The following is a 12,596-nucleotide window of genomic DNA, read 5'->3' as shown; positions in this document are numbered from 1 at the left end:
GCCTGAAGTTGCTCGGTATCCAGTTCCATTTCAGAACCATGACGAATGCCAGGCCAGTGAAATTTGCCTTAATTCAAGCGGCGAGCAGCCAGCCAGATACCGAAGCCGTCATGCACCAACACTTTCATCCGTGTGGCGCGGCGATTGGCGAACAGATAAGCACAGTGCGGCTTCGCCGCACCGAACACCGCGATCACCCTGGCCAATGCGGTTTCGGTGCCCGCTCGCATGTCCATCGGTTCAGTGGCGAGCCAGATGGAGTCGATGCGGATCATTGCGCGAGCCCACGGATGAATCGGGCGCATCCTTCGGGATCGGAAGTTGGCCACTTTACCGTGAGTGTTTGCTGACCAAGCGATAATTCAATGATCGCCGGCGCTTCAGCCACTCGTTTTGATTCGACTTTTAAAGGAATGAAAGCTGGCAAGGTGGCGACCTGCTGATCACGGTAAAGCGGTAGCCAACGGCGCACGACATTGGCGTTGATACCATGACTCATCGCGATGGCTGCCACGGAAACGCCAGGCTGCTGGCACTCGTGGACCACCTGGGCCTTGAAGGATTTCGGATAGGACTTACGTTCACGCATGGCGATCCTGACGTTAAGGGTAATTGCGTCCGCTTAAAATTACGCAGACACAATCGCCCTTATCGGCCGGGTTCGGAAGGTGTGTTCGCCGGCCCCTTACGCAGTATCAGGCATGGATCATGATTGTTCAGCTAGCTCATCTGTTTGATCTCAATATGCGTTCGGTATCACGCATCGCCTGAAGTGATGGTGTCGGTAGATATTTCTGACCGTCAGCACGGGTGATGCCCACGATCTGCTACCAGCGCAGCCAGCGTCGACCGAGTAATGCGCCTAGTACCGTCGGCACCAGCATGCCCAACAAGTACCACACTCCCCAAAATGGTATCTGCATCTCGGGGCAGCCAAGGGAGTAAGCAATCGTTGCCATTGAGCCTGCTAGCAGTCCGCCGCAGGCTCCTGAGAGCGTCAGGTTGGTTGGCGCGAGACCGCGTAGCGCCCAAAACACAGCGATAAACCCCGGAATCGACAGCAAGGTTATGTTGCGTGCGCATACTCTCCAGGTTTCACCGAGGATGATCGCAACGCGATCGTCAGGTGCGGCCACTAAGAGTACATAGATAGATCCGCCCCACACCGAAGCGACTGCGGCGAAAATCAGAATTTTGCCGGGGCCCAAGGCTATTCCAGGTCTAGCCAGCCTCATTACCGTACTCAGCGCACCGATCATCAGACAGAGCGGAAAGGCGATCTTAGCCCAAAAAATCGGTGTAGCCATGACCTGGCCCAAGTCTGGCCGAACGCCCATTATTGCTATTACCAGCAAAGTGGCGCCCAAGAGGCCGGCCAGAACCGCGCCGCTGAATCGCTTTGCGAGCATCCTGCGGTCAACCGGGGCCACACCCGACGCGAGCAGGGAAATAAAATCATCAGTATTCATCGTGCACCTCTAACTCTTAACGCCAGTGCTTTAAGTCCTCGGTGTATCCCTATCTTCACCGCAGACTCAGATAACCCCGTCATTTGAGCGGTTTCAGTAACAGACAGGCCTTCTATTTTCACGTGCACGATAGGTAGACGCTGACGTTCAGGTAGCTGCTCAAGCAACCTGCCTAGGTCGCGACTGGCCTGCGCAGGTTCAAGATATGGCTCGGCAAATAGCTCTGCCGCATCGTCAAGGGAATCGTTGAACACGTCATGACGTGACCTCCCTCGGAAAAAATCGGTGAGCTTGTAACGCGCAATGGCAAAAACCCACGCCGTCAGCGGTTGGTCTATCCGATAAGTCTGGCGCGCATTATGAACGGCCAGCAAAACCTCTTGCAGCAAATCCTCGATTTCACCAGGTCGCGGCTGAAGTCTCGAGCGTAAAAAACCACGAAGATGACCACTTAACTCCGATAAAAACGTTCGATAAGACCGCTCATCTCCGTCCAGACCTGCGATAAACAGAGCCTGAAGGTGGAGCTCTCGACTGCGCAACACATCGTTATGTGTAGTTCGTTCCATCGCTCGCTCTGGTTACACGAAAAGTAAAAATATCTCGCTCATGCATGATGCCGGCGTTAGTGACGAGCAGCGGATCTAACATGCGGTTACCGGCATAAGGTAACAAGCGAATCAGCTTTGCAGGTTTGAAAAATATTTTGCGGTCGCTGTAACCGAAAGTGAAAAACCATCGAACTACCTTTTGGATCGCAAGCACGGTACTCAAGCGCTGATGCGACGACCCCCCCCCATCATCTGGAGACACAACCATGAACAATCTCAAGCTTGCCGCCCTTGCTGTTGCCTTCTCTACATTCGCGGCAGGTGCTATGGCCGCAGAGACTCCTGCTGCCGCAGGCGCCATGGAGAAATGTTACGGCGTTGCCCTGGCGGGCAAGAACGATTGCAAGGCGGGTGCAGGTACCACCTGCGCAGGCACCGCCAAAGTGGACTACCAGCCTAATGCCTGGAAAAACGTCCCTGCGGGTACTTGTACCTCCATCAAGACTCCAAAAGGCATGGGCACTCTCGCCCCCAAGTAATCGTAATACCACGGGGGCACACTAACCATGAAAACTGAACGCCAGATGGGGGCCGGGCTCGGCCTGAAACCAAATCATTACTCAGATGTGCTTGACTGCACGGCTGAGGGGCTCTGGTTCGAAGTTCATCCGGAAAACTACATGGTACGTGGTGGTCCCCGTCTCGCATGGCTGGAGGCAATTGGGAATCAACACCCGCTGTCGCTGCACGGCGTTTCACTTTCACTGGCTGCCGATTGTCCGCCGGACGAAAACCATTTGATGCGCCTGAAAGCGCTGGCAGATCACGTTCAGCCTGCGTTGATTTCCGAGCACCTAGCTTGGTCAGCATGGCGTGGCCAGTATCATCCTGACCTATTGCCATTCCCTCGCACGGTCGAGGCATTGCAGCGCATCGTAAGCAATATCCAACGGACACAAGATGCCCTAGGACGCCCTATTGCCATTGAAAACCCCACCCATTACCTACGCCTGGATGGTCATGAATTCAGCGAACTCGACTTTTTGACCGAGCTGAGCGCGAGAACTGGCTGTGGGTTACTGCTGGATGTCAATAACGTCCACATCAGCGCGCATAACCTGGGTTTTGATGCGGGAACGTATCTGGATGCCTTCCCGGCTAAGGCAATCGTGGAAATCCATTTGGCAGGCCACGCAGTGGATCCGGGGGATACGCGGTTGCTAATAGATACTCACGATGCCCCCATCGCTGACGACGTCTGGTTGCTGTATCAACGCGTTATCGAACGGATCGGCATGTGCCCGACCTTGATCGAGCGCGACGACAATATCCCAGGGTTCGACGTCTTGCTGGCTGAACGAGACCGAGCACAGACGCTGTTGAACATCGGTAAGAGGCGACCATCGGAAGTGACGATATGAGCACCTCACTCGCAAGCTTTCAGGATGCATTCGTCGATGCGTTATATGAGCGAAATTCGACTGGAATGACTGCACTAATCGAACAGCCCGGTTTTTTGGTGTACCGCAATACTGTATTGAAAGGATCCATGGACGCATTACTCGCGAACTTTCCCACCATCGAGCGTTTGGTCGGGACAGAGTGGCTTAAGGCCGCTGCAGCGATCTATGCCCGGCAGTCGCCACCGACGGATTCCCGACTGCTGCACTACGGCGCTGAGTTCCCGGATTTTCTCGACGCTTTTGAACATGCGCGAGAAATGCCTTATCTGGGCGATGTTGGCCGCCTGGATCTGCTTTGGACACAAGTCCATTGCGCTAAAGATGAACCCGACATTAATCCGAGCGCGTTAGCGAGCCTGTCCCAAAAAGAGTTGGCCCGTAGCCGGCTCATACTGAGAGCAGCTTCCCGTTGGGCCTGGTTCCCAGACCACCCGGCCTACACTATCTGGCGCTTCAATCGCGAACAGCGGGACATGCCTGACGAACTCGACTGGCACGGCGAAGGGGCGCTTCTGACGCGCAAGCAAGGCCGGGTTTGTTGGGAGGCCACCAGTGCTGCGGATTGCACGTTTTTAGATGCCTGCGCGGCACACTTGCCGCTTGAACTGGCCGCAGAAAAAACCCTTGAAGTTCAGCCTGACTTGGATTTGACAGACCTCATTGCCCGCTTATTCAGAGCCGATGCATTCGTTGCTGTAAGCATCCATCGCCCTTCCTAAAGACTTAGCACCAACTTAACCAACGGAGCACATCATGGACGTAATACGAAATACGTCGTCCACCGCCGACAAATCTTTGCGGGGCATGTGGAACCGCATTGCAGAGCGACTTGGCTTGATGATTGGTGACTCGCTATTGGTGCTGGTTGCTCGCCTATCCATCGCGGCCATTTTCTTGATGTCAGGACGCACCAAAGTCAGTGGTTTTTTGACGATTACGCCCAGTACCTATGAGCTGTTTCGCACAGAATACTCACTGCCATTTATCTCTGCGGAACTGGCCGCGCATCTTGCCACCTACAGTGAACATTTGTTTTCACTGCTTCTTGTGCTGGGCCTGTTCTCACGACTATCAGCATTCGCGTTACTGGGCATGACGTTTGTGATCCAGGTGTTTGTCTACCCTGACGCCTGGCCAACGCACCTTTCCTGGGCAGGCTTGCTATTGCTCATCGTCGCACGGGGTGGTGGGGCAATGTCGCTGGATCGACTACTCGGCATCAAGTGATGCTTAGGCCCCGTCCTCGCACTGTCTAATGGGAGGATTACGTACTCAGGCCCAATCAGGTATTTCGGACAGATAATCGAGTGAAACCATCGGTACGTGGCATAGCGGCGGCATAAAAAATTTCACAACCACCGGGGAGCAACCACTACAAACAAAAAAACACCCCATAAAGATCATCCTTACTGAAAGTTATGTTCGGTTAAGGTAGTGCTCAAGCTTCGTCGTGAGGGTGTTCAGGTCGATGTTATCGGTATGAACCGGGCAACCTCCACACTCGTGGATCGATTCGGTGTTCACGACAAGCCGGATGGCATCGATACGCTGATTAGTCACTAATCGAACTGACCTCACCCTTTACTGCTAGCACTTGTGCAAAGCCCTGCAAGTGATCGTGGTTTTGAAGGCCACAGGGGAAATGGTGTGTGCCGGAGAAGACGGACACCATTCGTTGGAAATGACGTTGTCAAGGCGTGTCTACCGGACGCTTACGAAAGGCACGCTGCGTTCGGCTAGAGTGCCGGATAATCCAGTTGGGGGGATGCGACGGGAGATGATGAGTCAGAGCTATGCGACCCGGCTGGATCAGTTGTGGAAGGTCTCTTGCACGTAACCTCATGTGTGGCGCGGTATCTCCGGGACTGTGTAGAAGCACAGACTTGAATTGACAGTCAGGACCGGCAACCCTGTAACTATCAGATCAAGTCTGAGTTTCTACACTTTAAAACTCGCTTTCAGATCAGACAAAGCAGCAAGCTCTGGCTGCCGATGCGTCAGCGCCTGCTCCAACCTGCTGCGTTGAAAGGTCAATCGGCGATTAGTCCTCTAGTTCTCCATCGGGCGCGGACAAACTTCTCAAAGATGTATCCATCATCAAGAGTCAGCCTGTCGGCGTGATCGCAAACAATTATCTGAGGCATCACACCTGTTTGCACAAGCGTCTCATCGCAGAACCGGGCGAGTTCTGTGAACATTTTCGAGACCGCGTTCACATCGTCGTCAAGCGTCTTTTCGGTCTTCCTGTCCCCACGAAGGTCAGCAGCCTTAAAATCTTCAGCATCATCGGTTGATGGGAAGTACACCTGCGTGGGCTGATCCAAGAACAGAATGGGTGGAATCTTGCACTTTGCGTCATGGGCTGCAAATTGATAATGCAGCGCCATGAATAGCGTCAAATGGGAATACAACCAGTTGGCACCGCTCCCCATCGAGCGCAGGAATATTTTCTTGGGGAATCCACCGTCACCAGGCTTCTCATGCCAGAGATCAAATGTATCGATATCGAATTTCAAAGAACCTGTCCTATAGGTTTCCTCGAAATCAAACCTGCTCCCAAACAACTTCATTTTCTTGTTGATGTCGTTTTTGAGGGCCCATAGTTTTGGCTCGACGTCGAACTTGGCCATCAGCCGTTCGAGCTCCTCAACCCGTTTCTGCCAGTGCTCCACCATTCCGGCCATCTGGGAAGGCGGCTGCTCGATACAACGTTCAATCGCCAGCTCCAATTTGAGCTTTGCCTTCTGAGCCGAGGCGTCGACGGATTTGGACTTATCCAGCCGATCGGCTTCCTCATCCAATGGTTTCAGAGCCTTCTGGACGACATCCAACTGCTGACGCAGCTCCTTGATTTTACCGTCCACCACTCGGCGCTCTTCGCCAAACCCTTCGCGCGCGTATGTGGAAAGCTTCAGTTCATCATTCAACCAGTGGATGGCTGCCGAGAGCTTATTTGCCTCATCCTCGGCCACTTCGGATTGAGAGGCGCAGACAGGGCACACGGTCTCCTCCAGACTGGCAGCCTTAGGGAAACTAAGTGAAGTCAATGACTCCCCAAAACCCGATGCCTGCTCCGTGGACACCTTCAATAGATAACGCTTGTTCAAGGTTTTCTGGATGCGAGCCATGAGTTCGGCTTTCTTGACCTGGAGCTCCGTCCGTTTGGTTTCAAACGCACTTGACAGTCCATCCACCCTAACAGCTATCCCGGTCAGATGAGTCAGCGCCGCCTTTGGTTTACGCCAAATGTCATCAGGTGTCAGATCCGTTAATTTCTGACCAGCCAATGCCTCGTATTCGGCAAGGAAGCTGGCGAACTCTGCAAGGAAATCTGCTTTTATTTTGTCCTGCTTAGGTACTTGGGCAAGCGCCCTTTTCAACTCGTAGGAAGCTTCCGTGTGCTCCTTGGCGAGATCGAAATAGTCCTCTCCGACGATTCCCATGAATATCTTAAAATGCTCGATCGCCTGATCACGCTTACGCTTTTCCTCAAATCGATAGAAAATCGCATGTTTGTTCGCCACCAGGTTTTGATGCTGCAGCATGAAGGACGAGAAGCTGCGAACTGAAGGGGTGGCGCTTTTTTTACCGGTGATTTCTTTCAGCAACGGGTCAACGTCGATGTTTTCGAGAGTGACCTGGAAATACCGGCCCAGACTCTTGAGAAACTCATCACGGTGCTGGAAAAACGACGGGGAAAAAAACTCGCCTGCGTCCTCTATAAGCGTATGCACATCGTCAATGGCAGGCCCAGAGATTTCGCGAATGAAACAACGCTTCGTCCCTAAGAGACGTCCAATGACTACCACAAGGGTCTGAAACCGGAGGGCCGTAAAAAAAAGCTTGGCCCGCTCGGTGATTACTCCTTCAGGTATCGTATCTTCGGAGCTGCCCATGCAGAAATCGAAAATATCAAGAATGGCACTCTTACCCTTGGAAGACTTCCCGGTAATGATATTCAGACCCGGTTCAAAAGGTACAGAATGAACCACGTCATTCTGGTCAACCACACCGATATATCTTACATAGCACTTCATAACGACTTGAGCCCTAACATCCTATAAATAGAGACGGCGCTTTCGTCGGAAAACACCATTGCCAATTTCTTGCTATATCGCAGCAAATTTTTGTCAGCGTTCTCCGAACGAAGCTTGTTGATTGAAAGCACCGACATTTCTGGTGTGATTTCCAGGCTTTTCTCGGCTGTCAGTATCAGCAACGCAGCATTGGTGATGGGTTTGAATTCTTGAACGCGCAGTGCTAAACCAAGCAGCCTGCCAGTGTCGGAAGTCATCGTCCTGACGGAGCTACTGCGCTTGGCAAGGTGCAGAAATGACTGCATCGGTTTGTAGGTCACCAATGGGAGTATCAGGTAGCTCAGCAAGATGTCCTTTTCCTGAGACTCCCACTCATCGTAAAAGCTCTGAATTACAGGCGCCAAAGCAAACGGCGTCCTGTGCAACGTGTAGAGGTGATCCGAGGCCAAATTACTCATTCCATAGCCTCCAGTGAAACTCCTCATCCTTATCGCCAGACACATCATCGGCAAGCATGTGGTAGATACCGTTGCGAAACTCGGTCATCGTGCTTTCCAGGCCACAGAACTGTTCGACATCCGTGGCATGCTGATCCAGATAAAACTTCATGGACTGAGTCTTGAGTTGCGTCGTGCAATAGATCCCAGAGCAGTCAAGCATCGCGCTTTCCCGACCATATAGATGACGCTCTAGATGGTTGTTGAGGTATCGATCAACATCGGTCTTGAATAGCTCGCCATCTGCATAGAGGTCAGAGATGGTCGTCTCAGCAACGAGCCGGTGCAGAGCTGCCCTCTTGAGTTGATGCTCTCCACCAATTTCCACTATTTTTCTGGCAAACAGCTTGGGTTTGATCTGCTCGATATCGATCGACTTCTTGAGCACCGCCACATCCACGGGGGGGAAGGTGGTCGGGTGCTTCATGTGGAGTTTGGTGAGTTCGGTCAATTTGTTGGTAAAAGCTTCATAGGTGACTTTCCATCCCTTCTGCACGAGTTCGGTGCTGCTCATGAAGCCTAGGAGGTCATCAATAAATCTTTGGCACTTTGAGGGGCGAATGATCTTGAGGTTGCTTGTCACGAACTTTTCGAGGCGCAGTTCCAGTGAATCCGCGCCCGTTGTTATCCGCATCCTCTCCAGGACATCCATCAGATCAGCGCGACGCTCGGTGGCCATTACATACTGCTGCAGAGACTGAGCCTTTGAGGGTTTCGCAGCGTCAGAATCATAATCTTTGGATGTAGGTTTCGCTGCTTTCTTCGCGGCCTGCGCGGCTGCGAAAATGGTCTCCAAAACCTCAAGCCTCTCGGATGGGGATTTTTCATTCCATCCCTTCAGCAAGGTCTGGGCGCCAAATTCTTGGGTAGTGAGCAATATCAGGCTCTGGTAGGACGCTCGGTCAAAATTCTCATGTAGCCAGTTTTTCAGAGTATTCCAGAGGTTGGTGTGGCTATCCGTCAACTTGTCCGTGTACAGCTTGACCTCTGTCTGACTGACACCGGGGACAGTCACATCACCAAAGACCTCAAGCCAAAGGCACTGCCCTGGTTGCAAGGCATAACAGTAGTCAACTGCGACCAATAGCTGATATTGGAGTGCTTTGAAGAGGAGTGTGGCATCGAAAGGCAGCTGGGAATCACCAGCTGCCGCTGCCGGGGCAGGTTGCGTCGTATCCATACACTTTCCACGTTATGGCTTCTTCCTTGACCACCGATCCGCCTGAATTTAAGGGCGCAGCCGTAACGGAGTCAGAGCCTCAAAGTCCGCCAGGAACCTATTTGGCGTTGGCGAAGGCAAGAGCCAGTTATACCAATACTGTATATAGATACAGCAACAATAGCTTAATCAGCTATATAGTATCAGCTTGGAAATGGGGTGATTGCAAAAAGCTATCTCACATCGATCAACGGTGGAAGGAGAAGAACCACCTGGTCGGTGCGTCGCTGATAAGCTGGGCAGTTACTGGCTCTGAACACACGGTCATTAACGTGCCATGATGGATCTGCTAGTAGCTGTGGACAAACTCAGCCATCCCGGTAGCACTGAAAGAACGTATTTTCCCCAGCGCTCATAGATCCACGCACAGCCTGGATGGTTTCAAAAATTAATTCAGTCCTGGACGCAATAATGGCTATAGACCGTGATATCAGGGCCCAAACATGGTTGACGCAGTTCAGCCTCGGGGATCGCGCGCTTGCCAGTAAGCTTTTGGAGGCCATGGCGTTCGTCTCGCGTGATGACTTCGTCGACCATATGCGCGCGATGCTTATCCGCGAAGCCGAGAGCGTCAATGGAGCGGTGGCGCTGTATGCCGAGCGGGAGCTCAGACACCGTTACGGGAAACCGCATCGTTTGTTCAAAGAAACCGAAAGAAAAATTCGACGAGCCTATGGCTCGGCTGGGCCTGAGGCAGTGAAGCCGACGAAGGCCTACGATCCCTCCGTGGGCAGTGAAGGGATTGTCGCGCAGATGATTTCAGAGCTATGCCGTGAGTATCCTAAAACTTTCCTCAACCATCCGGGGCCTGAGCAGATTCGGCGCAAGCGTGCGCGAGCGTTCTGGGTCGTAACGGATCTGATAGGCAGCGGCGATCGAGCTTGGCGCTATCTTGAAGCAGCATGGCTTGTGCGATCCGTACGAAGCTGGTGGTCAGGCCGATTCATCAAATTTGCTGTGATGGCCTATTCGGCCACTGAACGCGGCGAGCGCAGTGTGGCAAGGCACTCCTGCAAACCACAGATACACTTTGTTCTGCCGTGTCCTACAATCGACACGGCGTTTTCAACCAAGGTCGCCGAACAAATAAAGCGACTTTGTACAGCCTATGATCCAACTGAGGGAGAGCCAGGACATGCGCCCTGGGTCTGGAGCGGGCCGAGCCTAGGGTATGGCAATGCAGGTGCCCTTCTGGTCTTTGCTCATGGTGCGCCCAATAACGTCCCATTGATGTTTCACAAGGCTTCGAAGAACAAGGAGAATGCATGGACTCCTCTATTTCCGGCCAGAGTATCTGCCGGCATCAGTAAAGAGGAGTTCGGGATTGGCTTGACAACCGAGAAAATTAACGCTCGCCTCAATAATCTCGGTCAGACCACTCTAGCTAAATCAAACGCAATATTAAAATCCGATATACCCACAGGACAGATCTTCCTGCTCCTCGGAGCCCTGTCACGTCAGCCACGGCTAAACGACAGGGTGTTGGCCGGTAGAACGGGCCTAACAACGCAAGAGCTCGCGAAAGTGCTTCGGTTGATGGCGTCCTATGGATGGATAGACTCACAACGACGAGTCACCGACCGAGGAGCCGGCCAGCTCGCGCACGCGCGAAAGCAGCTGCGGCTTGCTACAGATATAATGCCGATTGGCAAACAGGAGTCAAAACCTTACTATCCCACCTCGCTGAGGCAACCAATCTAGATTCTAGCTCCGGCGTGCGTTCTTAGAATGTTGCCGCCAAGATGAGTAGGCTTCACAACTCATCTACCGGGCGCAGATTACTGTTGCCCTATGTCCTAGCCCTTGCTTACGGCTAAGCGCTCACGCCACAGCCTAGTGGTGTATGCCTTCTGCCTGCGGCGCGAGCACTCACCCTGCGGGTGTCAAAGTAGATGAAGGATTGGAAGCCTCAGCACTATCGTCGCGCCGCAGGAGCAGTCGGCGTCCCCACCCCTGTAATGGCAGCAGCGATCGCAACGGGCCAGAAAACTGTAGCAATTCACCCTTCCCTGCCTCCGATTTTAACCCTGAAACACCTAGCCCATCTAACCCAAGTGCCATACCTGCATCTACGTGACTACATCGCGAGAGAGATAGATGCCTACAAGATTTTTCGCGTCCGCAAACGTGCGCGTCCTGGCCAACCCACCTCATTCCGAGTTATCTGCGTGCCACCGCACAGCCTAGCAGTGGCGCAACAATGGATTTCCCAGAACGTATTAGCGAAAGGAAAGCCCCACCACGCCAGCACAGCATTTGCACCGAACTGCCGTCTGGTTGATGCAACTGCGCCTCACTGCTCCAGCCGCTGGCTGATCAAGGTTGACGTACAACGTTTCTTCGAGTCGATCTCGGAAGTAGACTGCTACCGGGTGTTCCGCAGTCTTGGCTATCAGCCTCTCGTATCTTTGGAGCTGTCGCGCCTGTGCACGCGCGTCGGCCCCTTCAACGGATTGCGACGCTCGCGGAAATGGTTCCGTAAAGCTCCGATTGAGAAGTCAAAAATCCGTCCCTATGCCGTGTCGAGACTTGGCCATCTACCTCAGGGTGCTTCGACCAGTCCAATGCTCGCTAACCTCGCGATGAGGGAAGTAGATGGTCTAATGACAGCAATGGCAGATCGGTACGGGCTAACCTACACGCGATACGCTGATGACCTTACGCTTTCCACTAGCGACCCTGAATTTCAAAGGAAGGATGCCCGTAAAGCCATCTACGAAATCTACGGAATATTGAGACGTTTCGGCCTGAATCCAAACCTAACCAAGACGGCGATCGTGTCTCCACGCAGCCGAAAAATTGTTCTGGGACTTCAGGTCGACAGGGATGAACCCAGGCTGACCCGCGCCTTCAAGATGAAATTGCGGATGCACCTGCACTATCTGGAGCACGAAGACATCGGCCCTCTGAAGCACGCTGAGCGCCGAGGATTTTCGGCGGTGGTGGGCATGCGCAATCATCTGATGGGGCTCGCCGCCTACGCTATCCAGATCGAGCCTGACTACGGTAAAGACATCAAGATGAGGCTAGAACGAGTGAGGTGGCCAGTGCTGTACTGACATAGCAGTAGAGCCGAATGAATTAAGCGCATCGCTAACTACAAATACCATCGCATCCCCTTTGATAGCGGGCGCCAGGTAACGATGTCGAGCAAGTCTCGCTGATCCAGACGCCCCGCGGCGCTCCTCAGATCTGCATAGGTTGATCCCGCGTCCACCTTCTCATCACGGCAGTTCCGTTTCAGTCATCCGTGACCAGGGCGGAGCCAAGTCAACGCGATAGCTTGTCGCATTCGAATAGCCCATGCGCACTGCGGCTCACTGGATGGTGCTGGACCAATTCCGCGAAACGCCCCTGAAT

Annotated in this window: 13 protein-coding genes and 1 pseudogene; 7 read left to right on the top strand and 7 right to left on the bottom strand. The window is 53.2% G+C overall.

The features are described from left to right. Window positions 1-68: 68 nt before the first annotated feature. From tnpB to ACMTA2_RS16860, 4 genes are all read right to left on the bottom strand, one after another. The gene (gene tnpB / locus ACMTA2_RS16875; protein WP_413790892.1) at window positions 69-275 is read right to left on the bottom strand and encodes an IS66 family insertion sequence element accessory protein TnpB; all 207 of its coding nucleotides are present in this window, start codon (window positions 273-275) and stop codon (window positions 69-71) included. Beyond that, on the bottom strand, window positions 272-589 hold the full coding sequence (gene tnpA / locus ACMTA2_RS16870; protein WP_413790891.1) for an IS66-like element accessory protein TnpA: 318 nt from the start codon (window positions 587-589) through the stop codon (window positions 272-274). The genes tnpB and tnpA overlap by 4 nt, the downstream gene beginning before the upstream one ends. Window positions 590-827: 238 nt before the next feature. Beyond that, window positions 828-1,469 (bottom strand): DUF1109 domain-containing protein, encoded by a 642-nt coding sequence (locus ACMTA2_RS16865; protein WP_413790890.1) that lies wholly within the window; start codon window positions 1,467-1,469, stop codon window positions 828-830. Further along, entirely contained in the window at window positions 1,466-2,038 is a 573-nt protein-coding gene (locus tag ACMTA2_RS16860) for a sigma-70 family RNA polymerase sigma factor (RefSeq protein WP_413790889.1), read from the bottom strand. The genes ACMTA2_RS16865 and ACMTA2_RS16860 overlap by 4 nt, the downstream gene beginning before the upstream one ends. Window positions 2,039-2,286: 248 nt before the next feature. Here ACMTA2_RS16860 and ACMTA2_RS16855 point away from each other — a divergent pair, with 248 nt between their 5' ends. The 5 genes and pseudogenes from ACMTA2_RS16855 to ACMTA2_RS16835 all read left to right on the top strand — a co-directional run. Then, window positions 2,287-2,559, top strand: coding sequence for a BufA1 family periplasmic bufferin-type metallophore (locus ACMTA2_RS16855; protein WP_413790888.1), 273 nt, complete (start codon window positions 2,287-2,289; stop codon window positions 2,557-2,559). Window positions 2,560-2,586: 27 nt separating this feature from the next. Next, complete coding sequence (bufB, locus tag ACMTA2_RS16850) at window positions 2,587-3,441, top strand: MNIO family bufferin maturase (protein ID WP_413790887.1); 855 nt, start codon at window positions 2,587-2,589, stop codon at window positions 3,439-3,441. After that, the gene (locus ACMTA2_RS16845) at window positions 3,438-4,202 is read left to right on the top strand and encodes an HvfC/BufC family peptide modification chaperone (RefSeq protein ID WP_413790886.1); all 765 of its coding nucleotides are present in this window, start codon (window positions 3,438-3,440) and stop codon (window positions 4,200-4,202) included. Before bufB ends, ACMTA2_RS16845 begins: the two co-directional genes overlap by 4 nt. A 34-nt stretch (window positions 4,203-4,236) precedes the next feature. Continuing rightward, window positions 4,237-4,710 (top strand): DoxX family protein, encoded by a 474-nt coding sequence (locus tag ACMTA2_RS16840; RefSeq protein WP_413790885.1) that lies wholly within the window; start codon window positions 4,237-4,239, stop codon window positions 4,708-4,710. Window positions 4,711-5,200: 490 nt separating this feature from the next. After that, window positions 5,201-5,320 (top strand): annotated as a pseudogene (locus ACMTA2_RS16835) (DUF4113 domain-containing protein); the annotation flags it as partial. Between the two features lie 193 nt (window positions 5,321-5,513). Here ACMTA2_RS16835 and ACMTA2_RS16830 read toward each other — a convergent pair. The 3 genes from ACMTA2_RS16830 to ACMTA2_RS16820 are packed head-to-tail and all read right to left on the bottom strand — an operon-like array spanning window position 5,514 to window position 9,197. Further along, complete coding sequence (locus tag ACMTA2_RS16830) at window positions 5,514-7,520, bottom strand: DUF3732 domain-containing protein (RefSeq protein ID WP_413790884.1); 2,007 nt, start codon at window positions 7,518-7,520, stop codon at window positions 5,514-5,516. Beyond that, complete coding sequence (locus ACMTA2_RS16825; RefSeq protein WP_413790883.1) at window positions 7,517-7,978, bottom strand: three component ABC system middle component; 462 nt, start codon at window positions 7,976-7,978, stop codon at window positions 7,517-7,519. The genes ACMTA2_RS16830 and ACMTA2_RS16825 overlap by 4 nt, the downstream gene beginning before the upstream one ends. Beyond that, complete coding sequence (locus ACMTA2_RS16820; protein ID WP_413790882.1) at window positions 7,971-9,197, bottom strand: hypothetical protein; 1,227 nt, start codon at window positions 9,195-9,197, stop codon at window positions 7,971-7,973. Before ACMTA2_RS16820 ends, ACMTA2_RS16825 begins: the two co-directional genes overlap by 8 nt. Window positions 9,198-9,647: 450 nt before the next feature. On the opposite strand from ACMTA2_RS16820, the gene ACMTA2_RS16815 reads away from it, so the two are divergent. Both ACMTA2_RS16815 and ACMTA2_RS16810 read left to right on the top strand, forming a co-directional pair. Continuing rightward, window positions 9,648-10,937, top strand: coding sequence for a phosphoribosyltransferase-like protein (locus ACMTA2_RS16815; protein WP_413790881.1), 1,290 nt, complete (start codon window positions 9,648-9,650; stop codon window positions 10,935-10,937). 191 nt (window positions 10,938-11,128) lie between these two features. Beyond that, a complete protein-coding gene (locus ACMTA2_RS16810) occupies window positions 11,129-12,295 on the top strand; it encodes a reverse transcriptase family protein (protein WP_413790880.1) in 1,167 nt (388 codons plus the stop codon). Window positions 12,296-12,596: the final 301 nt, after the last annotated feature.

It is taken from the genome of Pseudomonas medicaginis (assembly GCF_965119365.1).
Classification (GTDB): domain Bacteria; phylum Pseudomonadota; class Gammaproteobacteria; order Pseudomonadales; family Pseudomonadaceae; genus Aquipseudomonas.
The sequence above is the reverse complement of the archived record's forward strand: the minus strand, read 5'-3'. Positions and strand labels throughout refer to the sequence as shown.